This is a genomic window from Pseudonocardia kongjuensis (assembly GCF_039526905.1).
GTDB classification, from domain to species: domain Bacteria; phylum Actinomycetota; class Actinomycetes; order Mycobacteriales; family Pseudonocardiaceae; genus Pseudonocardia; species Pseudonocardia kongjuensis.
Genome location: NZ_BAAAJK010000032.1, coordinates 23,824 through 45,309, shown reverse-complemented (window position 1 = coordinate 45,309; position 21,486 = coordinate 23,824). Strand labels below are relative to the sequence as shown.

General features: G+C 74.2%; 18 protein-coding genes. 8 read left to right on the top strand and 10 right to left on the bottom strand.

Features of this window, described 5'->3' with window-relative positions; genetic code table 11:
* Positions 1-212: 212 nt before the first annotated feature.
* Genes ABD160_RS23355 through ABD160_RS23330 form a run of 6 tightly spaced genes read left to right on the top strand, consistent with a single transcriptional unit; the run spans position 213 to position 7,640 of the window.
* Positions 213-1,730 carry an ABC transporter substrate-binding protein gene (locus ABD160_RS23355; RefSeq protein WP_344026009.1) on the top strand — a complete coding sequence of 506 codons (1,518 nt, stop codon included), beginning with the start codon at positions 213-215 and terminating at the stop codon, positions 1,728-1,730.
* A gap of 16 nt (positions 1,731-1,746) precedes the next feature.
* Positions 1,747-2,694, top strand: coding sequence for an ABC transporter permease (locus ABD160_RS23350; protein ID WP_344026007.1), 948 nt, complete (start codon positions 1,747-1,749; stop codon positions 2,692-2,694).
* Complete coding sequence (locus ABD160_RS23345; RefSeq protein WP_344026005.1) at positions 2,691-3,545, top strand: ABC transporter permease; 855 nt, start codon at positions 2,691-2,693, stop codon at positions 3,543-3,545. The genes ABD160_RS23350 and ABD160_RS23345 overlap by 4 nt, the downstream gene beginning before the upstream one ends.
* Complete coding sequence (locus tag ABD160_RS23340; protein ID WP_344026003.1) at positions 3,542-5,440, top strand: dipeptide ABC transporter ATP-binding protein; 1,899 nt, start codon at positions 3,542-3,544, stop codon at positions 5,438-5,440. The genes ABD160_RS23345 and ABD160_RS23340 overlap by 4 nt, the downstream gene beginning before the upstream one ends.
* Positions 5,437-6,852 carry an amidase gene (locus ABD160_RS23335; RefSeq protein WP_344026001.1) on the top strand — a complete coding sequence of 472 codons (1,416 nt, stop codon included), beginning with the start codon at positions 5,437-5,439 and terminating at the stop codon, positions 6,850-6,852. The genes ABD160_RS23340 and ABD160_RS23335 overlap by 4 nt, the downstream gene beginning before the upstream one ends.
* Before the next feature lie 38 nt (positions 6,853-6,890).
* Positions 6,891-7,640: a FadR/GntR family transcriptional regulator gene (locus ABD160_RS23330; RefSeq protein ID WP_344025999.1), complete on the top strand. Its 750-nt coding sequence runs from the start codon at positions 6,891-6,893 to the stop codon at positions 7,638-7,640.
* Positions 7,641-7,649: 9 nt separating this feature from the next.
* On the opposite strand, the gene ABD160_RS23325 is transcribed toward ABD160_RS23330, so the two are convergent.
* From ABD160_RS23325 to ABD160_RS23305, 5 genes are all read right to left on the bottom strand, one after another.
* The gene (locus ABD160_RS23325) at positions 7,650-9,170 is read right to left on the bottom strand and encodes a CoA-acylating methylmalonate-semialdehyde dehydrogenase (RefSeq protein WP_344025997.1); all 1,521 of its coding nucleotides are present in this window, start codon (positions 9,168-9,170) and stop codon (positions 7,650-7,652) included.
* Positions 9,171-9,209: 39 nt separating this feature from the next.
* Positions 9,210-9,947 (bottom strand): TetR/AcrR family transcriptional regulator, encoded by a 738-nt coding sequence (locus tag ABD160_RS23320; protein ID WP_344025995.1) that lies wholly within the window; start codon positions 9,945-9,947, stop codon positions 9,210-9,212.
* A 93-nt stretch (positions 9,948-10,040) separates the two neighbouring features.
* On the bottom strand, positions 10,041-10,370 hold the full coding sequence (locus ABD160_RS23315) for a nuclear transport factor 2 family protein (protein WP_344025993.1): 330 nt from the start codon (positions 10,368-10,370) through the stop codon (positions 10,041-10,043).
* Between the two features lie 11 nt (positions 10,371-10,381).
* On the bottom strand, positions 10,382-11,137 hold the full coding sequence (locus tag ABD160_RS23310) for an SDR family oxidoreductase (RefSeq protein WP_344025991.1): 756 nt from the start codon (positions 11,135-11,137) through the stop codon (positions 10,382-10,384).
* A gap of 147 nt (positions 11,138-11,284) precedes the next feature.
* Complete coding sequence (locus ABD160_RS23305) at positions 11,285-12,895, bottom strand: FAD-dependent oxidoreductase (protein ID WP_344025989.1); 1,611 nt, start codon at positions 12,893-12,895, stop codon at positions 11,285-11,287.
* Positions 12,896-13,079: 184 nt separating this feature from the next.
* Between ABD160_RS23305 and ABD160_RS23300 the strand changes: the two genes are divergently transcribed.
* Positions 13,080-13,592, top strand: a complete 513-nt coding sequence (locus ABD160_RS23300; RefSeq protein ID WP_344025987.1) for a MarR family winged helix-turn-helix transcriptional regulator — start codon at positions 13,080-13,082, stop codon at positions 13,590-13,592.
* Positions 13,592-14,806, top strand: coding sequence for an MFS transporter (locus tag ABD160_RS23295; RefSeq protein WP_344025985.1), 1,215 nt, complete (start codon positions 13,592-13,594; stop codon positions 14,804-14,806). Before ABD160_RS23300 ends, ABD160_RS23295 begins: the two co-directional genes overlap by 1 nt.
* 140 nt (positions 14,807-14,946) lie before the next feature.
* Here the strand turns inward: ABD160_RS23295 and ABD160_RS23290 are convergent, their stop codons facing one another.
* The 5 genes from ABD160_RS23290 to ABD160_RS23270 all read right to left on the bottom strand — a co-directional run bounded on the left by ABD160_RS23290 (position 14,947) and on the right by ABD160_RS23270 (position 21,484).
* Positions 14,947-15,807 (bottom strand): hypothetical protein, encoded by an 861-nt coding sequence (locus tag ABD160_RS23290; protein ID WP_344025983.1) that lies wholly within the window; start codon positions 15,805-15,807, stop codon positions 14,947-14,949.
* A 423-nt stretch (positions 15,808-16,230) separates the two neighbouring features.
* A complete protein-coding gene (locus tag ABD160_RS23285) occupies positions 16,231-17,763 on the bottom strand; it encodes a CoA-acylating methylmalonate-semialdehyde dehydrogenase (protein WP_344025981.1) in 1,533 nt (510 codons plus the stop codon).
* 9 nt (positions 17,764-17,772) lie between these two features.
* Positions 17,773-19,710, bottom strand: coding sequence for a 3D-(3,5/4)-trihydroxycyclohexane-1,2-dione acylhydrolase (decyclizing) (gene iolD / locus ABD160_RS23280; protein ID WP_344025979.1), 1,938 nt, complete (start codon positions 19,708-19,710; stop codon positions 17,773-17,775).
* Positions 19,710-20,573 carry a 5-deoxy-glucuronate isomerase gene (gene iolB / locus ABD160_RS23275; protein WP_344025977.1) on the bottom strand — a complete coding sequence of 288 codons (864 nt, stop codon included), beginning with the start codon at positions 20,571-20,573 and terminating at the stop codon, positions 19,710-19,712. Before iolB ends, iolD begins: the two co-directional genes overlap by 1 nt.
* The gene (locus ABD160_RS23270; RefSeq protein WP_344025975.1) at positions 20,570-21,484 is read right to left on the bottom strand and encodes a class I fructose-bisphosphate aldolase; all 915 of its coding nucleotides are present in this window, start codon (positions 21,482-21,484) and stop codon (positions 20,570-20,572) included. The genes iolB and ABD160_RS23270 overlap by 4 nt, the downstream gene beginning before the upstream one ends.
* Positions 21,485-21,486 lie beyond the last annotated feature (2 nt).

The window sequence follows — 21,486 nt, the reverse complement described above, 5'->3', positions numbered from 1 at the left end:
CCCCGCCCCCGCATCGCGCCGCGCCCCACCGCGCCGCGCGCCGTACCGCGCTGCGCCCCACACACCCCACGCTCCGCACCCCCACCCCATCCCCCCGCACCCCACCCGTTTCAGCGACGTGACGGCGGTGCAACGGCTCCGGTCCGGCTCTTGTCGCACCCCCACCGCTCCGATTTACTGGCCTAGCCAGTAGCACCTGAAGAGGGGGTCGCATGCCGCCCACCGCGCGCCCGACGCGGGCCCGCCGACGTCTGCCGGTCGTGGCCCTGGCGCTGGTCACGGCGGTGATCCTGGCCGGCTGTGCGGCCGGCCCGCCGGCGTCCCGGTCCGCCGACGGGGAGATCACGATCGCCCTCGGCACCTCGCCGACGAACCTCGACTTCACCCGCAGTGCGGGCGTCGCGATCCCGCAGGCCCTGCTCTACAACGTCTACGAGGGGCTGGTGAAGATCGACGACGACGCCCGTGTGGTGCCGCTGCTCGCCGAGTCCTGGACCGCGGCGCCGGACGGGCTCGGCTACACGTTCCGGCTGCGCGAGGGCGTCCGCTTCTCCGACGGCACCCCGATGACCGCCGACGACGTCGCGTTCAGCTTCGACCGGCTCGACGAGTGGACGACGGCCAGCGCGCGGTCCCTGTCGTCGATCTCCGGGACCCGGGTGCTGTCGCCGCGCGAGGTGGTGGTGGAGCTGTCCGAACCGGACAACGACCTGCTCCGCAACCTGGCCGGCCCGGCCGGTGCGATCTTCACCCCGGGCGCGGTGGACGAGCTCGCGACCAGCGCCGTCGGCACCGGGCCGTACCGGGTCGAGGACTACGCGCAGAGCTTCGAGATGCGCCTGGTCGCCAACGACGACCACTGGGCGGGCCCGCCGCCGGCCGACCGGCTCACCCTCGCCTACTACAGCGACCCGACGGCGCAGGTCAACGCGCTGCTCAGCGGCAGCGCGGACGCGGTCGTCGGGCTGACCGCGCCGCAGCTGCTGGAGCAGCTCGAGGGCGATCCGGAGTTCGGCGTCACCGAGGGCACCACCAACGGCGAGGTGGTGCTGGCGATGAACAACGCCACCGCCCCGTTCGACGACGAGCGGGTGCGCCGCGCGATCCGGCACGCCGTCGACGACGACGCCGTCCGCGAGGTCGCGGCGGACGGCCGCGGCACCGCGATCACCTCGATGGTCCCGCCCACCGATCCCTGGTACGACGACCGGCCCGATCCCTACCCGCACGATCCGGAGCGCGCCGCGCAGCTGCTCGCCGAGGCCGGGCTGACCGGCGCCGAGATCGGCTTCACGGTGCCGAACCTGCCCCAGTACGTGGCCGCGGCCCAGGTCGTGCAGTCCGATCTCACCCGCGTCGGGCTGACCGTCGACCTGCGGATCCGCGAGTTCCCGGCGGTCTGGCTGGACGAGGTGTTCAGCCGCAAGGACTACCAGCTGGCGATCATCAACCACGCCGAGCCGTGGGACATCGGGCAGTTCTCCAATCCGGACTACTACTTCGGCTACCAGGACCCGGTCGCCGACGACATGCTGGAGCAGGCGCGCAGCGGCCCGGCCGAGGAGTACCCGGACCGGATGCGCGCCTACGCCGAGCGCATCTCCGATCGCGCCGCCGCCGGGTTCCTGTACCTGACGCCCTGGCTGACCGCGCACCGCAGCGACGTCACCGGCCTGCCGGTGAACTCGACGTCGGAGTCCATCGACCTCACCCGCGTCGCGCGCGGCTGACCCGGGGGAGCGGAACATGATCGTTTCGATGACGCGGCGGCTGCTGGTGTTCGCGGGCACCGTCCTCGCCGCCTCGGTGGTGATCTTCGGGCTGCTGTCGGTGCTCCCCGGCGATCCTGCCGAGGTCGCACTCGGGCTCGGTGCCTCCCCGGACGAGCTGGCCGCCCAGCGCGCCGAGATGGGCCTGGACCGGCCGCTCGCCGCGCAGTACCTGCAGTGGCTGGGCGGGCTGGTGCAGGGCGACTTCGGCACCTCCGCGGTCACCGGCACGCCGGTCGGCGCCGAGCTGGGCTCCCGGCTGGCGACGACGGCGGTGCTGATCGGTTCCGGGATGGCCGTCGCGGTCGTCGTCGCCGTCCCGCTGGGTGTGCTCGCCGCGACCCATCAGCGACGGCCGCTCGGCGCGCTGCTCAGCGGTTCGAGCCAGGTCGGGATCGCGATCCCCGGCTTCCTGGCCGGGCTGCTGCTGATCACCGTGTTCGCGGTGCAGCTGCGCTGGTTCCCGGCCGGCGGCTGGTACCGCACCGGCGACGGGTTCGGCACGCTGCTCGGGCACCTGGTGCTCCCCGCGCTCGCGCTGGGCTCGGTGCAGGGCGCGGTGCTGGCCCGCTACGTGCGCTCCGCGGTGCTCGACGTGATGCGCGAGGACTGGATGCGCACGGCCCGGGCCAAGGGGCTGTCCCCGGCGCGGGCGCTGCGGCGGCACGGGCTGCGCAACGCCGCGGTCCCGGTGCTCACCGTCGGCGGCGTGCAGCTGGGCGTGATGCTGATCGGCGCGGTCGTGATCGAACGGGTCTTCGTGATCAACGGGCTCGGCAGCATGCTGCTGGAGCGGGTCGCCACCCGGGACATGATCGCCGTGCAGGGGATCGTGCTGGTCCTGGTGCTCGCGGTGCTGCTCATCAACCTGGTGGTCGATCTCGTGCAGACCGCCGTCGACCCCCGACTCCGGGAGGCCTCGTGACCGGACCGCAGCGCACCGCCCCGGCCACGGCCGCGCGGCGCCCGAACACCGGCATCCTCGTCGGCGGGGGGCTGGTCGCGCTGGTCGTGCTGGCCGCGCTCGTCTCGCTGGTGTGGACGCCGCACGATCCGCTGCCGGTCGTCGCCGCGGACCGGCTGCTCGGCCCCGGCGACGGCTACCTGCTGGGCACCGACCCGTACGGCCGGGACGTGCTCAGCCTGCTCATGTACGGCGCCCGGATCAGCCTGCTGGTCGGCGTCGTCGCGGTGGCGGTGGCGGTGCTGATCGGCGTCCCGGTCGGCGTCTGCGCCGGGATGAACGGCGGCCGCGCCGACCAGTTCCTGATGCGGGTCAACGACGTCGCGCTGGCCTTCCCCGCGCTGCTGCTCGCGATCGTGCTGGGCGCGGTGTTCGGCGCGGGCGTCGGCACCGCGATGATCGCGCTCGGGATCGGCGCCGCGCCGTCGTTCGCCAGGGTGTCGCGCAGCGGGACGCTGCAGGTGATGAGCCAGGAGTACGTCACCGCCGCCCGGGCCGCCGGGCGGGGCGGGCTGTTCGTCGCCGTCCGGCACGTGCTGCCCAACATCTCCGGCCTGGTGATCGTGCAGTCCTCGGTGGCGTTCGCGATCGCGGTGCTCTCCGAGGCGGCGCTGTCCTATCTCGGCTTCGGCACCGTGCCGCCCACCCCGTCCTGGGGCCGGATGCTGCAGGAGAGCCAGAGCTACCTGGCGTCCGCGCCGCACCTGGTGGTGTGGCCGGGCCTGGCGATCGCGCTCACCGTGCTCGGGCTGAACCTGTTCGGCGACGGCCTGCGCGACCATCTCGACCCCCGGATGGAGGCGGGCCGATGAGCGCCCCCACGACGACGACCGTCACCGCCCCGGCGCTGCGCCTGGCGAACCTGGACGTGCACGCCGGCGGGCGGACGCTGGTGCACGGCGTCGACCTGGAGCTGGCCCCGGGGGAGCGGCTCGGGTTGATCGGGGAGTCCGGCAGCGGCAAGTCGCTCACCGCGTACGCGGCGCTCGGGCTGCTCGACGAGTCGCTGCGGGCGACCGGGACGGTCGAGCTGGCCGGGGTCGACGGCAACCTGCTCGACGCCGGGGAAGCCGCCCTGTGCCGGGCCCGCGGCCGTACCGCGTCGATGGTGTTCCAGGAGCCGATGACCGCGCTGAACCCGCTGATGCGGGTCGGCGCGCAGATCGCCGAGGTGCTGCTGGAGCACCGGACGGTGCCCGGCCGGTCGGCCGCCGCGACGGCCGCGGTGGAGCTGCTGGAACGGGTCCGGATGCCCGATCCGGAGCAGGCGGTGCGGGCCTACCCGCACCAGCTCTCCGGCGGGCAGCGGCAGCGGGTGGTGCTGGCCATCGCGATGGCGAACGCCCCGGCGCTGCTGGTGTGCGACGAGCCGACCACCGCGCTCGACGTGACCGTCCAGGGGCAGGTGCTGGAGCTGATCACCGAGCTGGCCCGGGAGCGCGGGACCGCGCTGCTGTTCATCAGCCACGATCTGGCGGTGGTCGCGTCGGTCACCGACCGGGTGGCCGTCATGCAGGACGGCCGGGTCGTCGAGCAGGGGCCGGTCGACGAGGTGTTCACGGCGCCGAGCCATCCCTACACGCGGGCGCTGCTCGCCGCCGCCGACCTGTCGGTGCTCGACGAGCACGGCCGGCTGCGCACCACCACGAGCACGCCGGTGCGGGACGGGCCGGGCACGCCGGTGCAGCCGGACGCGCCGGGCACGCCGGTGCCGCCGGACGCGCCGGGCACGCCGGTGCAGCCGGACGACCCGGGCACGCCGGTGCAGCCGGACGCGCCGGGCACGCCGGTGCCGCCGACCGGCCCGTCCCGCCCCGGCGGCCCGGCCGCGCACCTGGTCCTGCCCGAGGACGGCCCGCCGCCGGTGTTCAACGAGGCCGGCGACCCCGAGCACCCGGCGCTCATCCGGGCCCGCGACCTCACCCGCACCTACCGCCGCGCCGGCGCGTCGGTGCTGCGCCGCAGCCGGCCGGTGCACGCGCTGCGCGGCGTCGGGTTCGACGTCGTCGAGGGGCAGGCGCTCGGGATCGTCGGCGAGTCCGGCTCCGGCAAGTCGACCCTGATCCGGCAGCTCTGCGGGCTGGACCGGCCCACCTCCGGGTCGTTGCAGCTGGCCGGCGACGACCTGACGGACCCGGGCCGGGACACCCTGCGCCGGGTCCGGGACGCCGTCTCCATCGTGTTCCAGGATCCGATGGGCTCGCTCGACCCGCGGATGCGGGTGCGCGACATCGTCGCCGAGCCGGTGCTGCGCGGGGACCGCGCGCAGATCCGGGACCGGGTGGCCCGGCTGCTGGAGTCGGTCGGCCTCGACGCCGCCGCCCTCGACCGCTACCCGCACCAGTTCTCCGGCGGCCAGCGGCAGCGGATCGCGATCGCCCGCGCCCTGATCACCCGCCCCCGGATCCTGGTCGCCGACGAACCGGTCAGCGCGCTCGACGTGTCCGTCCGCGCCCAGGTGCTCAACCTGATCGCCGACCTGGCCCGGGAGTACCGGCTGACCGTCGTGCTGATCTCGCACGACCTGGCCGTCGTCCGGCACGTCTGCGACACCGTCGCCGTGATGAACCAGGGCCGGATCGTGGAGGCCGGGCCCACCGCCGACGTCTACACCGACCCGCAGCACCCGTTCACCCGGCGCCTGGTCGCGGCCACGCCGCGACTGCGCGAGGCCCTGGCCGGCCGCACGAAGGGAGACCCGGCGTGACGAGCGCGCTGACCGACACCGAGCTCACCGCCCTGACCGCGACCCGGCTGCGCGCCGGGTACGCGGCCGGCGAGTTCAGCCCCGCCGAGGTGCTGCGCGCCGTGCAGGACCGCATCGACCGGTGCGAGCCCGGGATCGGCGCGTTCGCCCGCCGGGAACCCGCCGCGGACGTCCTCGCCGCCGCCGACGCCGCGGGTGTCCGCTGGGCGCAGGGCCGGGCCGGGCTGCTCGACGGCGTCCCGGTCACCCTGAAGGAGAACATCGCCGCCGTCGGGCATCCGCGGCCGTCCGGCTCGGCCGCGTTCGCCGACGCCGCACCCGCCACCGAGGACGGGCCCGCCGCGGCGAGCACCGCCGCCGAGGGCGCGATCCGGCTGGGCAGCACCGTCATGTCCGAGCTGGGCATGCTCTCGTCCGGGGTGTCCGGCCTGCACGGGATCACCCGCAGCCCGCTGGACCCGGCGTGGACGGTCGGCGGGTCCAGCGGCGGCGCGGCCGCCGCGGCCGCCGCCGGGTTCGGCCCGCTGCACGTCGGCAGCGACATCGGCGGCTCGATCCGGCTGCCCGCGTCGTGGACCGGGCTGGCGTCGCTGAAACCCAGCTACGGCATCGTCCCGGTCGACCCGCCCTACCTGGGGCGGGCGCTCGGACCGCTGGCCCGCTCCGTCGACGACGTCGCGCTCGCCATGCAGGTGCTCGCCCGGCCCGATCCGGCGTACCGGGACCCGACCTGGCTGGCGCTGCCGGACGCCTCCTGGGAGCGGGTGAGCGCGGACCCGATGACCGACGACGAGATCGGCGCCCTGCGGATCGGACTGCACCCGGACGCCGGGTGCGGCCTGCCCACCGATCCTGAGGTCGCGGCCACCGTCCGCGCCGCCGCCGAGCTGTTCGCGCGGGCCGGGGCGCAGATCGTGCCGGTCGATCCGTTCCTCACCCCCGAGCTGCTGCACCAGCTCGACATGTTCCTGCGCGCCCGGTCCTGGGCCGATCTCGTCGCGCTCCCGGCGCACCGCCGCGACGCCGTGCTGCCCTACATCCGGCAGTGGGCGGCGGCCGCCGCGGACCTGCGCGGCCCCGACGTGTTCGAGGCGTACCACGCCGTCCAGCGGATCCGGGCCGCCACGATCACCGCCACCCACACCGTCGACGTCGTGCTGTCCCCGGTCGCCCCGGTCGCCGCGTTCCCGGCCGAGCAGCACGGACCCACCGACGACCCGGTCACCGCGCTCGACCACATCGCCTACACCGCCCCCTACAACTTCTCCGAGCAGCCGGCCGCCACCGTCGACGCCGGCTCCACCACCGACGGACGGCCGATCGGCCTGCAGCTCGCCGGGCGCCGGTTCGCCGACGTGGAGCTGCTGCGCGTCACCCGCTGGTACGAGCAGACGCGCCGGGCCGCGCACTAGGCTGGTGCGTCGATCACGTCCCGGAGGGAAGGCCCCGCGTGGAGTTCCAGACGATCGGCCGGCAGAGCGCCCACGAGGCGATCGTCGAGCAGATCGAGCGCGCCGTCGACGACGGCCGGCTGCGCCCCGGCGACCGGCTGCCCAGCGAGCGCAGGCTGATGGAGCAGTTCGGCGTCAGCCGCCCCACCGTCCGCGAGGCGATGCGGGTGCTGCAGGCCACCGGCGTCGTCGCCGCGCACCCCGGCGACCCGCGCGGCCCCGAGATCCTCGCCTACTCCCCGGCCGTCTTCGAGAAGTCGCTCACCCGCCTCGCCGGCGTCGACACCATGTCCCGGGTGGAGATCCTGCAGTTCCGGATCGTCATCGAGGCCAATGGCTCGCTGCTCGCCGCGCACAACCGCACCGACGACGACCTGCGCGACATCCGGGCCGCGCACCGCGAGCTGCGGGCCGCCGCCGACCGCGCCGACGGCGGCTTCGGTGCCGCCGCCGACAGCTTCCAGGCCGCCATCCGGCGGGCCTCGCACAACCAGCTCGTCGCCGTCACCGGCGGGGTGCTGGCCGGGGTCGTCCGCACCCTGATCGACCGCAGGCTCGCCGACGAACCCGACGTCCGGCGACGACTGCGCGCCAGCGAGGGGTACGCCACCGCCGTGCTCGACGCCATCGCCGACCGGGACGGCCGCGCCGCCGCCCGCGAGGTCACCCTCGGGATCCGGGCCTACTACGCCGGGCACCTCGATCCCGCCGAACGGAACCAGCTGGCGCTGCTCGCCGAGGAGACCTGATCCCGCCCGTCAGGCGTTCGTCGGGAACCCGAGGTCGACGCCGCTCCCGCTGGTGTCGGGCCAGCGGGTGGTGACGACTTTGGTGCGGGTGTAGAAGTGCACGCCGTGGGTGCCGTGGGCGTGGGTGTCGCCGAAGAGTGAGTTCTTCCAGCCGCCGAAGCTGTAGTAGGCCATGGGGACGGGGACGGGGACGTTGATGCCGATCATGCCGACGTCGATTTCGTTCTGGAAGCGGCGGGCGGCGGCGCCGCTGCGGGTGAACAGTGCGGTGCCGTTGCCGTAGGGGTTGGTGTTGATGAGTGCGACGGCGTCGGGGTAGGTGTCGACGCGGAGCACGGAGAGGACGGGGCCGAAGATTTCGTCGGTGTAGACGGTCATGTCGGTGGTGACGTGGTCGAGGAGGGTGGGGCCGACGAAGAAGCCGTTCCCGTCGGCGTCGAACCGACCGGTGCGTCCGTCGACGACGACGGTGGCCCCCGCGGACTCCCCGGCGTCGACGTAGCCGGTCACCCGTTGCTGGGCGGCCCGGGTGACCAGCGGGCCCATGTCGCTGTCGCGGCGGCCGTCACCGGTGCGCAGGGCGCGGGTGCGTTCGGCGATCTTGGTGACGAGGGTGTCGGCGATGTCGCCGACGGCGACGAGTGCGGAGATGGCCATGCACCGTTCGCCGGCGGAGCCGTACCCGGCGTTGACGGCCTGGTCGGCGGCGAGATCGAGGTCGGCGTCGGGGAGCACGACCATGTGGTTCTTGGCGCCGCCGAGTGCTTGGACGCGTTTGCCGTGGGCGGTGCCGGTTTCGTAGACGTGGCGGGCGACGGGGGTGGATCCGACGAAGCTGATCGCCGTGATGTCGGGGTGGGTGAGGAGTGTGTCGACGGCGACCCGGTCGCCGTGCACGACGTTGAAGACGCCGTCGGGGAGCCCGGCCTCGGCCCACAGCTCGGCGATCCAGTTCGCGGCGGAGGGGACCTTCTCGGAGGGTTTGAGCACGACGGTGTTGCCGGCGGCGATGGCGATCGGGAAGAACCACATGGGGACCATCGCCGGGAAGTTGAACGGCGAGATGATCGCGACGGGGCCGAGTGGCTGGCGGATGGAGTGGACGTCGATGCCGGTGGAGGCGTTTTCGGTGGCGGAGCCGGTGAGTAGGTGGGGTGCGCCGCAGGCGAATTCGACGACTTCCTGGCCGCGGGCGACTTCGCCGGCGGCGTCGGTGAGGACTTTGCCGTGTTCGGCGGTGATGAGTGCGGCGAGTTCGGGTGCGCGGTGGTTGAGTAGTTCGCGGAAGCGGAACAGGATCTGGGTGCGGCGGGTGAGGCTGGTGTCGCGCCAGGCGGGGAACGCCGCCCTCGCCGCCGCCACCGCCGACTCCACGTCCGCCGGCTCCGCGAACGCCACCCGCCGGGTCACCTCGCCGGTCGCCGGATCCGTCACCTCACCGGAGCGCTGCCCGGAACCCGGCACCGCCCGGCCACCCACCCAGTGCGGCACGACGTCGATCTTCGCGGGACTGCTCACCGGACTCGTCATGCGGCAAGGGTGACCCGCCGACGATCACCCCCGGCATCGTCAGTCCGTATCGTTCGGAGCCCCCGCAGAACACTCCGTCCCGTCACGGACGACGGCCGCCAGCCACTTCTTCAGCAGCACCGTCTCCGGCGCGTCCAGCGCCGTGTTGTCGTCCGGCAGACCGGCCAGCACCGCCGCGGCCGCCTCCGCCGGTGACCGGGCGGCGTCGGGCCTGCGCCCCGGCCGGCCGCCCGTGATCGCCTCCAGCGTCGCGTCCCGGACGTCCGCGGACAGGTCCGGATCGGGGGAGCCGGTGATCTGGTGCAGCGTGACCCCGACGTTCGCGGCCAGCACGTGCCCGGCCGCCCGCTCCGGGGTCGTCACGAGCCGCCCGCGCCGCTGCGCCTCCCGCGTCAGCTCCAGCAGGATCGCGTTCGTCCGGTCCTGCGCCGCAGGCCGCCGGCCCGGCGTCACCTGGCCGTACATCAACGCGTAGAAACCGGGATTGGCCAGGCCGAACGCGACGTGCGCGTCCCACCCGTCGCGGATGTCCCGGATCGGGTCGCCGGTCGACTCGCGGGACCCCTTCAGCTCCAGGTACTGCTCGAACCCGTGCTCGACGACGGCGTCGAGCAGGCCGTCCTTGCTGCCGAAGAAGTGGTACAGCGTCGGCAACCGGACCCCGGCGGCGTCGCAGATCGCCCGCAGCGGCACCGGCTCGCCGGGGGCGGCCGCGATGAGATCGGCGGCGGCCCGCAGGAGCCGGTCCCGCGTGTTCCCGACACGCCCATCAACCACCCTGTCACTGTACGTGGCCCCCGGTGCCGGGCCCGCGCGTCCGCGGACGAGTGGCCGGATGCGCGGACCCTCGCCCGCACATCCGGCCACCGCTCAGCCCTCCCGGATCGTCATCGACGCGATCCGCGCACCGTCGGTGCGGAACTCGAAGCTGCTGCGCCCGTTGGCGTGCGTGCTCCGCCAGTCCCCGACGACGGTCACCGCGCCACCGGACTCGCTGACCTCCTCGGGCGTCAGCACGCCCTCGGAACCGATGAACTCCCGGTCGCTCCAGGCCGCGATCTCGTCGCGCCCGGTGAACGTGCGGCCCCAGTCGTCGACGACGCCACCGTCGGCGAACGCGTCCAGGAAGCCCTCCCGGTCGTGCCGGTTGACGGTCTCGACGAACGCCGCGACGACCGGATCGCTGATCTGCGTGCTCACTGCCGCTCCTCTCAGCGGGTGGTGTACCCGCCGTTGGCGAAGATGGTCTGCCCGGTGATCCACCAACCGTCGGTGGCCAGGAACCGCACGATAGGCGCGATGTCCTCGATCCGGGTGAGCTGGTTGCCCATCGCCATCGACTTGTGGAACTCGACCCGCTCGGGGGTCTCCTGAGGGTAGAAGAACGGGGTGTCCATCGGCCCGGGGCCGACCGCGGTCACCGAGATGCCGCGGTCGGCGAACTCCTTCGCGGCGGCCCGGGTGAAGTGCTCCACCGGCGACTTGCCGCCCGCGTAGGTGGAGTAGCCGTCGGTGAACGCCGCCAGCAGCGACGTCACGATGGTGATCACCTTGCCGTTGTCGGCGAGGCGCAGACCGGCCTCCTTGATGAAGAAGTACGCGGCCTTGGAGTTGATGTCGAACATCGAGTCGTACTCGGCCTCGCTGGTCTCCACGATCGGCTTGCGGAGCACCTTGCCGACCGTGTTGACCGCGACGTCGATCCGCCCGATGGCGGCCTCGGCGTCGGTGAACAGCCGCTCGACGTTCGCCGGGACCGTGAGGTCCCCGCTCAGCACCACGCCGGTCCGGCCGGCCGCCTCGACCGCCTTCAGGGTGTCCTCGGCCTCCCCGCGGGAGGACTCCGAGTTGTAGTGGATCGCCACGTTCGCCCCGGCCTCCGCGGCCTGGCGGCTGATCAGCCCGCCGAGATTCTTGCCGCCGGCGGCAACCAGCACGTTCTTGTCCTGCAGCGTGTGCGTGGTCATGAACCCTCTCCTATATCGACTGACCACTCCACCGTAACAAAGATATAGAGCGGGGACATCCTCCGGCGTCCCGGCCGGAACCGGTGTGCTGCTCGGGATCGTCGGAGCGTGACCTACCGCCGCTGCACCCGGCGGCCGGTGTGCGGGTCAGCCGCGGAGACCGCGCGCCGCCGGCGCCGTCGCGGTGACCTGCAGCGTGTCGGTCAGGTAGCGGCGCAGCAGCGCCGGATCGGCGGTGTCCGCCACCAGCCCGAGATGGCCGTCCGGGCGGACCAGTGCCAGACCTTGCAGGCCCAGGCCGTCGTCCGGATCGACCAGGCCGTCGCCGCCGGTCGCCTCGCGCGCCACCGGGAGCACCCGGCCCAGGCGGGCGAGGACGTCCTGCAGGGCCCCGCGCTGCTGCCCGTCGCGCACCAGCAGCAGCATCCCCGGTTCCGCGAGCAGGTCCTCGATCGCGACCGGGCCGCCGTCGGGCCGGGACAGCCCGGCCGGGTCGGGCACCCGGTCCCCGGCACGCAGCCGGCTGTGTCCGCGTCGGTGCTCCCGCCCGTGCTCCCGCCCGTGCTCCCGCCCGTGCTGGACCGACAGCGGGCTGTCCCGGTACCGGACGGCCAGCTCGGCCAGCCGGGTCGCCGCGGCGGCCGCCGCCGGACGGACGTGCCCGGCGACGAACAGCGCCGCGTCACGCAGCAGCGACTCCGGGCCGGTGGCGGTCCCGACGTCGGTCAGCAGCGTCGTCGCCCGGACCACCTCGGCGCCCACCGGATGCCGCTCGGCCTGGTAGCTGTCGAGCAGCTCCGGTGTCGCGATCCCGCGCGCCACCAGCGCCAGCTTCCAGGCGAGGTTCGCGGCGTCCTGGACGCCGGTGTTCATCCCCTGCGCACCGGCCGGGCTGTGCACGTGCGCCGCGTCGCCGGCGAGCAGCACCCGGCCGTGCCGGTACCGGGGGACCTGGGCGTGGTGGACCTCGAAGTAGGTCAGCCAGCGCGGGTCGCGCACCCGCACCAGGCCGCCCATCCGGGCGTCGGCCAGCTCCTGGATCCGCTCCAGCGTGGGGTCGCCGGGGCCGGGCTCGTCGACCAGGAACATCACCCGGGCCCGCTCGCCGGCCAGCGGGAACAGGATCCCCATCCCGTCCGGGTGCAGGAACATCCGGATGGTGTCCGGGGACAGCGTGGTGTCGACGTCCACGTCGGCCATCGCGAAGTGCTGCCCGTGGAAGCCGCCCACCAGCCGTTCGCCGACCAGCCGCCGGGTGCTGCTGTGGCCGCCGTCGGCGCCGACCACCCAGCCGAACCGCTCGATCCGGCCGAGATCGGCGGTGCGCAGGGTGACGTGGACGCCGTCGGGATCCTGGTCGAGTGCGGTCAGCGCGACGCCGCGCTGCACCACGATCCCCAGCTCGGCGGCCCGCTCGGCCAGCACCTCCTCGGTGTCGGGCTGCGCGACGTCCAGCACGTACGGATGCCGGGTGCGGGTGCCGGCCAGGTCGATCCGGGCCCGCGTCCGCCCGGTGCGGCCCTCGACCATCTCCAGCGCGCCGATCCGCCTGCCGCGGGCCTCCAGCCGGTCCACCACGCCCAGCGAGGCGAGCATCTCCAGGCTCCGGGCGTGCACCCCGACCGCCCGCGATTCGGTCGTCGGCCGCTCGAGCTGCTCCACCACCCGCACGGACGCCCCGAGCCGGGCCAGCTGGCAGGCGGTCGTCAGCCCGACCGGTCCCGCTCCGACGACCAGTACGTCCCGGGTGTCAGCCATCTGCCGCTCCGATCTCGCGTGTGGTGGCCCCCCGGGGGCCTCGCGCTGATCTCGCGACGTGCAACAGGGCCCCGGCCCGGCGGGGTCGGCCCGGCCGGCCGGCGGACGACGTTCGGACACCCGACAGCGCCGTCGTACGAGCTGTCGTACGAGCACTGTCGTATAAGCGCTGTTACATTGCGGCATGACATCCGGGACGTCGGACGACCCGACCCGCAGGCCGGACCGGCTGGCGCCGCTGCGCGCGCTCGTCGCCGATCTGGAGGACGAGATCGTGCAGGTCTACGAGGCGCGCGGGCTGCACGGGCTGCGGCCGCGCTACGCGTACCCGCTGATCCGGCTCGCGCACACCGGGCCGTCGACGATCCGTGAGCTCGCCGCGTCGCTCGGGCACACGCACTCCGCGGTCAGCCAGACCCTGGCCGGGATGCGCCGCGAGGGGCTCGTGACGTCCGAACCGGGGCCGGACGCCAGGACCCGCCGGATCGCGCTCACCGAGCGGGGCCGCGCGCTGGTCCCGTTCCTGGAGGCGGAGTGGCGGGCGACCGCGGCGGCGGTCGCCGAGCTCGACGACGAGTGCCTGCCGACCTCGATCGGTGCCGCGGTGGACGCGATGCGGGCCGCGCTGGGGCGGCGCGGCCTGGCCGACCGGATCACCGACCGGCTCGGTGAGCCGGGACCCCCGCCGTCCGCCTGATGCGCACCGGCCTGATCGATCTCCGGCCGCTGCGGGTCCCGGCCTTCCGGGCCGCCTGGATCGGCGGCACCGCGCACGGCTTCGGCCAGCAGGCGGCGACCGTCGCGGTGCTGCAACAGACCTGGGACCTGACCCGGAGCCCGCTGTGGACCGGTGCGCTCGGCGTCGCGACCGCGGTGCCGCTGCTGCTGACCGGCCCGGTCGGCGGTGCACTGGCCGACGCGGTCGACCGGCGGCTGCTGATCCGGCTCGCGACCGCGTTGCAGCTGGTCGTCGCGCTCGCACTGGTCACCCAGGCGGTGCTCGGCGCGGCCCGGGTGGCGCTGCTGTTCGGCCTGGTCGCGCTGCTCGCCGCCGGGGCGGGACTGGGCGTTCCGGCCCGCCGGACGCTGCCGGTCCGGCTGCTCCCCGCCGCCCAGGTGCCCGCCGGGATCGCCCTGACGGCGGTCTCGTTCCAGGTGTCGATGCTGGCCGGGCCGGCCGCCGCCGGGACGCTGATCGCGCTCTGGACCCCGGTCGCCGGTTACGGCCTGCTGGCCGGGACCACGTTGGTGGCCCTGCTGACGACGGTGTGGCTCCCGGCGCTGCCCGTGGCCGGTGGCACCGGGCGGGCCCCGGCCGGCGGATGGGGGTTCCTGCTGCGCTCGCCGGTCGTGCGCGGCTCGTTCGCCACCGATCTCGCGGCCACCCTGCTCGCCTTCCCGGTCGCACTGTTCCCGCTGGTCAACGAGCTGCGCTACGGCGGCGACCCGCGGGTGCTCGGGGCGTTCCTCAGCGCGCTCGCGGCCGGTGGGCTGGTCGTCGGGCTGTTCTCCGGTGGCCTCACCCGGATCCGGCGGGCCGGGACGGTCCAGCTCGTCGCCGCGGGCGCCTGGGGGCTCGCGGTCGCCGGGTTCGGCCTCGCGGGCTCGGTGTGGGGGGCGCTGGGCTGCCTGGTCGTCGCGGGTGCCGCGGACTCGGCGTCGGTGATGGTGCGCGGCGTGCTGGTGCAGCTGGCGACGCCGGACGCGTTCCGCGGGCGGGTGTCCTCGGCCGAGACGGTGGTCGGGATCGCCGGGCCCGAGCTGGGGAACCTGCGCGGCGGGCTGGTGGCGGCGCTGACCTCGGGACCGGTCGCGCTGGTCGGCGGGGGACTGGCGGCGAGCGTGGTCGTGGGCTGGGTGGCGCTGCGGAACCGGGCGCTGCGGGAGTACACCCTCCCGCCCCGTGCATGATCCCTGTTTCGGGAGTGCAGGAACCGCTGCGAGCACCCTGCACTCCCGAAACAGGGATCATGAACGGGTCCGCCCGGCCACCGTGGGGTGGCCGGGCGGACCCGTGAAGCTGATGGTGCTGGTGGTGCGGGTGGTGCCGCTCAGCCGGGCATGCCGGGCATCATCGGCATCTCGGGCAGCACCGGCTGGGATGCGAACAGGTCGAGGTACATCCCGCCGGACACGAACAGGCCGAGCACGCCGAGCACCAGCCCGCCCAGCGCGACCGGGCGCACCCAGGCCGCGGTGCCGGGGCGCTTGGCCGGGCCGAGCAGCAGCACCGTGGTCAGCACGACGGCGACCAGCGCGATCAGGCCGTTGACGCCGGCCGCGACGTTCCACGGGGCGCCGTAGAACGCGTCGATCGAGTCGCCCGGCATGCCGGTGGCGGCCTCGATCTGGCCGACCAGCTCCTCCCGGGAGCGCAGCATGTCGGTGAGCGAGGTGCCGGTCAGCGAGGCGAGCCCGAGGCCCGCGCCGACGACGGCGCCCGCACCCGCGGCGGTGCCGCCGGACGCGGTCGCCGTGCCCCCGGTCGCGCCGGCCCCGGCGGCCGCGCCGGTGGCGGCGGCCGGTCCGTCGGTGCGGGCGGTGTCCGCGTCCGTGGTCGAGCTGCTGCCCACAGCGGAGTCGGTGCCGGAGTCGGTGATGCCGGAGTCAGTGCTGCCGGAGTCGGTGCTGCCGGTGCCGGACTCGGTGGTCGATCCCGCGGCGGAGTCGGCGGCGGCGGTCGATCCCGCGCCGGACCCGGTGGCCGAGCCCGAGGCGCCGGTGCCCGAGGCAGCGGTGGCCGATCCGGTGGTGCCCGAGCCGGTGGTGTCCGGGCCGGTGGTGCTGTCGGGGGTGGCGCTGCTGCCGGTGCCGGACTCGGCGCCGGTGTCACCGGACGCATCGGCGCCCGTCGGGTCCGTGTCGGTCGCGACCGGAGCGGTCTCCGTGTCGTGGGTCGTCTCGGAAGCCATTCCGGCACGGTACGTCAGCGGTGCGGCCGTTCTCCGGCCCCCCTACCTCGGGGAACGTCCCGGCCGACGACCGGTCGCCCGATCGGGTCGCGCGGTGTCCGGTACCGGATCCGATGGGGTCCGGATCCCCGGTGCCGGGGGTGTCACCGGATGTCCGGCCCGTCCTGCGCCGACGATCCGGTGGATCCGTGGCCGGGACACCGTGATCGCGCCGACGATCGGTCCGCGCACCGCCGAACCGACCACGGGACCGGCGCGTTCCAGGATGCGCGTCGCGCGCGGTGCCCGGGCCGGGCACCGCTGCGGGATCGGCCGGTCCGCGGCCGATCAGCCGGCCACCGAGGAGCAGCCGGCGCCGAGCGGCCGCCCTCGACCAGCAGGAGGCGGGGCACCCGGCCCGCGACCCGGCCGGGCCCCACGGCGTCAGCGGTTGGTCGGGAACCCGAGGTCGACGCCGCTGGCGGTGGTGTCGGGCCAGCGGGTGGTGACGACTTTGGTGCGGGTGTAGAAGTGCACGCCGTGGGTGCCGTGGGCGTGGGTGTCGCCGAACAGTGAGTTCTTCCAGCCGCCGAAGCTGTAGTAGGCCATGGGGACGGGGACGGGGACGTTGATGCCGATCATGCCGACTTCGATTTCGTTCTGGAAGCGCCGCGCGGCGGCGCCGCTGCGGGTGAACAGTGCGGTGCCGTTGCCGTAGGGGTTGGTGTTGATCAGTTCGACGGCGTCGGGGTAGGTGTCGACGCGGAGGACGGAGAGCACGGGGCCGAAGATCTCGTCGGTGTAGACGGTCATGTCGGTGGTGACGTGGTCGAGCAGGGTGGGTCCGACGAAGAAGCCGCCGTCGGTGCCGTCGGCGGGGTCGGCGTCGAACCTGCTGGTGCGTCCGTCGACGACGACGGTGGCGCCGTCCGCCTCGCCGGCATCGATGTAGCCGGTGACGCGGTGCTGGGCGGCGCGGGTCACGAGGGGGCCCATGTCGGTCCCGCGGCGGCCGTCGCCGGTGCGCAGCGCCCTGGTGCGCTGGGCGATCCGGTCGACCAGGTCGTTGGCGATGTCGCCGACGGCGACCAGCGCCGAGATGGCCATGCACCGTTCGCCCGCCGATCCGTACCCTGCGTTCACGGCCTGGTCGGCGGCGAGATCGAGATCGGCGTCGGGCAGCACGACCATGTGGTTCTTGGCGCCGCCGAGCGCCTGCACCCGCTTGCCGTGGGCGGTGCCCGTCCCGTAGATGTAGCGGGCGACCGGGGTGGACCCGACGAAGCTGACCGCCTTGACGTCCGGGCTGGTCAGCAGTCCGTCGACGGCGGCCTTGTCACCGTTGAGCACGGTGAACACGCCGTCGGGCAGGCCCGCCTCGGCCCACAGCTCGGCGATCCACAGCGCGGCCGAGGGGACCTTCTCCGAAGGCTTGAGCACCACGGTGTTGCCGGCGGCGATCGCGATCGGGAAGAACCACATCGGGACCATCGCCGGGAAGTTGAACGGCGAGATGATCGCGACGACGCCGAGTGGCTGGCGGATCGAGTGGACGTCGACGCCGGTGGAGGCGTTCTCGGTGGCGGAGCCGGTGAGCAGGTGGGGTGCGCCGCAGGCGAATTCGACGACTTCCTGGCCGCGGGCGACTTCGCCGGCGGCGTCGGTGAGGACTTTGCCGTGTTCGGCGGTGATGAGTGCGGCGAGTTCGGGTGCGCGCTGGTTGAGCAGTTCGCGGAAGCGGAACAGGATCTGGGTGCGGCGGGTCAGGCTGGTGTCACGCCAGCCGGGGAACGCCGCCGCCGCGGCCGCCACCGCCACCGCCGTCTCCTCCTGCGAGGCCAGCGGCAGGTAACCGGTCACCGCGCCGGTCGCCGGATCCGTCACGTCGGAGAACCGGCCCGAGACCCCCTCCAGCGGCTTCCCGCCGACCCAGTGGTGCAGCACCCGGGTGTCCGGGGCGTCGATGGTGCTCGTCATGATCGCCTCTCAGAAGTGGTCGGGCCGCAGGAACGGTCGCTGCGCGGCCTTGTTCTGCTCGTAGGTCTTGCGCGCGGACTGCGTGGTCGCGAGCTCGCTGACCTCGGCGACCGGCACGTCCCACCACGCCTCCGAGTCCGGGGAACCCGCGAGCGGATCGGTCTCGACGTGGATCACCGTGCTGTCGTCGGCCGCCTTCGCCGACCGGATCGCCGCCGCGAACTCCTCCGCCGTCGAGGCGCGGACGACCCGCACCCCGAAGCTCGCGGCGTTCGCGGCCAGGTCCATCGGGAGCCGGTCGCCGTCCAGCCGGCCGGTCGCCGCGGACCGGTACCGGTACCGGGTGCCGAACCGCTGCGAGCCCAGCGACTCCGACAGCGCGCCGATCGAGGCGAACCCGTGGTTCTGCACCAGCACCGTGATGATCTTGATGCCCTCCTGGACCGCGGTCGCCAGCTCGGTCGCCATCATCAGGTACGACCCGTCGCCGACCAGCACGAACACGTCCCGGTCCGGGCAGGCCATCCGCACCCCGAGCCCGCCCGCGACCTCGTAGCCCATGCAGCTGTAGCCGTACTCGACGTGATAGCCCTTCGCCTCCCGCACCCGCCACAGCTTGTGCAGGTCGCCCGGCATCGAACCGGCCGCGCACACGACCACGTCCTGCGCGTCGGACAGCTCGTTGACCAGGCCGATCACCGCGCTCTGGGAGAGCAGCCCGTACGGGATCGGCGTACCGCGGAAGGCGGCGTCCACCCGCGCCGTCCACTCGGCCTCCGCGCGGGTGTACTCCGCCCGGTACGCCGCGGGCACCCGGTAGCCGCGCAGCAGCACGGTGAGCTCGCGCAGCGTCTCCCGCGCGTCGGCGACGACCGGCACACCGGAGTGCTTCACCGAGTCGACCGGCGCGACGTTGATGTTGACGAACCGCACGTCCGGGTTGCGGAACAGGGTGCGGCTCGCCGTCGTGAAGTCCGACCAGCGGGTCCCGATCCCGACGACGACGTCGGCGTCCCGGGCGGCCGCGTTCGCCGCGGTCGTGCCGGTGGCGCCGATCGCGCCGAGACTCTGCGGGTGGTCGTGCAGCAGGCTGCCCTTCCCCGCCTGGGTCTGCCCGACCGGGATCCCGGTGCGCTCGCAGAACACCGCCAGCGCGTCCGTCGCGTCGCTGTGGTGCACGCCCCCACCGGCGACGACGAGCGGCCGCTCGGCGCCCCGCACGAGCTCCGCGGCCCGCTCCAGCGCCCACGACTCGGGCACCGGCCGGGCGACGTGCCACACCCGGTCGTCGAAGAGCTCGAGCGGCCAGTCGTGCGCCTGTGCCTGGACGTCCTGCGGCAGGCACAGCGTCACCGCACCGGTCGCCGCCGGATCGGTCAGCACCCGCATCGCCGCCAGCAGCGCCGCGGGCAGCTGCTCGGGCCGCCACACCCGGTCGAAGTACGCCGACACCGGGCGGAAGCAGTCGTTCACCGTCACGTCGCCGGCCCACGGCTGTTCCAGCTCCTGCAGCAGCGGCGACGCGGACCGGTCGGCGAAGGTGTCCGCGGGCAGCAGCAGCACCGGCAGCCGGTTGATCGTCGCCAGCGCCGCACCCGTCACCATGTTCGTCGCGCCCGGCCCGACGCTCGTCGTCACCGCCCAGGTCTGCAACCGGTCGCGCATCCGGGCGAAGGCGACCGCGATGTGCACCATGGCCTGCTCGTTGCGGCCCAGCACGTAGGGCAGCAAGGAGCCGGCCGACCCGTCGGTCCACTCCAGCTCCTCCTGCAGCAGTGCCTGCCCGATGCCCGCCACGTTCCCGTGGCCGAAGATGCCCAGGCAGCCCTCGACCAACCGGCGCCGGATCCCGTCCCGCTCGCTGTACTGGGCGGCGAGGAACCGCACGGTCGCCTGGGCGACCGTCAACCGGACGGTCTCCCCGGCCGCGTCTGTCGTCCCGTTCATCACTGCCCTCCGAGCCTGTGGTCGACGGCCTGCCCGGTCCAGGTGTCGCGGATCCAGGCCTGGTCGGGGTGGTCGGTGATCCGCCAGGCGCGTTCGTCGCCCGGCCCGGCCATCACGTTGAGGTAGTACATGTCGTGTCCGGGCGCGGCCGCGCACGGCCCGTGCCAGCCCCACGGGACCAGCACGGTGTCCCGGTCGCGCACCTCGACGGTCACGTCGATGGCGTGCCCGGGTGACGACGACGTTCGGTGGAACCCGAGGCCCGGCTGCCCGCCGGGGCCGGGCGCGATCTCGAAGTAGTAGATCTCCTCCAGCTCGCACTCGTGCGGGCCGGACTCGTCGTGCTTGTGCGCCGGATAGCTGGACCAGTTCCCGCCCGGGGTGACCACCTCGACGCAGATCGCCGAGGCCGCATCGAACACCCCGGCCGCGCCGAAGTTGCGGACCTGGCGGGAGGCGGCGCCGGCGCCGCGCAGCTCCACCGGCACGTCCGCGGCGGGGCCGTAGCGGAACGGCAGCTCCCGGTCGGTGCGGGCGGCGCACAGCGCGAAGCGCCCGCCGGCGGCCGAGGCGATCGTGACCGGGGACCGCACCGGCAGATAGGCGAAGTCGGACGGCCCCTCGAACACGTCCGTCCGGCCCTGCAGGGTGTGGGTCACGTCGCCCAGGGTGACCGTCGCCGAACCGGACAGCGGGACGACGAACATCTCCTCGTCCCCGGTGTCGACGAGCCGGTGGCCGCCGGCGGGCAGGTTCAGGATCCGCAGGCCGGAGTACGTCCAGCCGGCCGACTCGGGGGTGACGACGAGCTCGTAGCCCGCGCCCGCCGCGCTCCCGGCGGCGATCACGTACCGGTCGCTCATCCCGCGTGCACCTCCTGCGGCCGCACCAGCGACACGGCGGTGTCGACGGCCGCGGCGACGTCGTCGCCCTCGGGATAGAGCAGCGCCCGCCCGACGATCAGCCCGCGCACCGACGGCAGCTCCAGCGCCGCCTTCCAGGACGCGTAGGTCTCCGCGGGCTGCGCGGTCGGGTCGCCGCCGAGCAGCAGCGTCGGCAGCGTGGTCGCCGCCATCACCCGCTCCATCTCCTCGACGACCGGCAGCTTCAGCCAGGTGTAGGCGCTGGACCCGCCCAGGCCCTGGGCGATGTGGATGGACCGGATGACGGCGTCCGGGGACAGGTCGTTGCACACCCGCCCGTCGATCCGGCGGGACAGGAACGGCTCGACCATGCAGACCAGGCCGGACCGGTTCGCCTCGGTGACGACCCGGGCGCACAGCTCCAGCGTGCGGACCGAGCCGGGATCCTCCAGGTCGATCCGGGTCAGCGTCTTGATCGCGTCGAACCCGGCGTCCACCGTGTCGCGCACCGCGTAGCCGGTGTGCCGGTCGTCCAGCTCGAACGCGGCACCCTGGATGCCGCCCCGGTTCATCGAGGAGACCACGACCTTGCCCTCGAGCGCGCCGAGCAGCAGCAGGTCCTCCAGGACGTCGGCGGTGGCGAGCACGCCGTCGACGCCGGGCCGGGACAGTGCGGTGACCAGTCGGCCGAGCAGCTCGGGGCGGCTGGCCATGGCGTCGGTCCGGCCGCGGGCGGACAGCGAGCCGCGGGCCGGGTGGTCCGCGGCGACGATCATCAGCCGGCCGTCGGACGGGACGAACGGGCGGCGGCGCCGCGACGCGAGCAGCGCCGGGATCCGCTCGGGGGCGAAGGCGCGGATGTCGCGGATCTCGTCGTAGGAGGCCGCGACACCGTGGGGGGTCGTTCGCATGC

Bases quoted from the DNA above. Each gene is read 5' to 3' on its own strand.
- ABD160_RS23355 (WP_344026009.1), top strand. From the start codon at position 213: ATGCCGCCCACCGCGCGCCCGACGCGGGCCCGCCGACGTCTGCCGGTC.
- ABD160_RS23350 (WP_344026007.1), top strand. From the start codon at position 1,747: ATGATCGTTTCGATGACGCGGCGGCTGCTGGTGTTCGCGGGCACCGTC.
- ABD160_RS23340 (WP_344026003.1), top strand. From the start codon at position 3,542: ATGAGCGCCCCCACGACGACGACCGTCACCGCCCCGGCGCTGCGCCTG.
- ABD160_RS23325 (WP_344025997.1), bottom strand. From the start codon at position 9,170: ATGACGAGTCCGGTGAGCAGTCCCGCGAAGATCGACGTCGTGCCGCAC.
- ABD160_RS23310 (WP_344025991.1), bottom strand. From the start codon at position 11,137: ATGACCACGCACACGCTGCAGGACAAGAACGTGCTGGTTGCCGCCGGC.
- ABD160_RS23305 (WP_344025989.1), bottom strand. From the start codon at position 12,895: ATGGCTGACACCCGGGACGTACTGGTCGTCGGAGCGGGACCGGTCGGG.
- ABD160_RS23300 (WP_344025987.1), top strand. From the start codon at position 13,080: ATGACATCCGGGACGTCGGACGACCCGACCCGCAGGCCGGACCGGCTG.
- ABD160_RS23295 (WP_344025985.1), top strand. From the start codon at position 13,592: ATGCGCACCGGCCTGATCGATCTCCGGCCGCTGCGGGTCCCGGCCTTC.
- ABD160_RS23290 (WP_344025983.1), bottom strand. From the start codon at position 15,807: ATGGCTTCCGAGACGACCCACGACACGGAGACCGCTCCGGTCGCGACC.
- ABD160_RS23285 (WP_344025981.1), bottom strand. From the start codon at position 17,763: ATGACGAGCACCATCGACGCCCCGGACACCCGGGTGCTGCACCACTGG.
- iolD (WP_344025979.1), bottom strand. From the start codon at position 19,710: ATGAACGGGACGACAGACGCGGCCGGGGAGACCGTCCGGTTGACGGTC.
- iolB (WP_344025977.1), bottom strand. From the start codon at position 20,573: ATGAGCGACCGGTACGTGATCGCCGCCGGGAGCGCGGCGGGCGCGGGC.
- ABD160_RS23270 (WP_344025975.1), bottom strand. From the start codon at position 21,484: ATGCGAACGACCCCCCACGGTGTCGCGGCCTCCTACGACGAGATCCGC.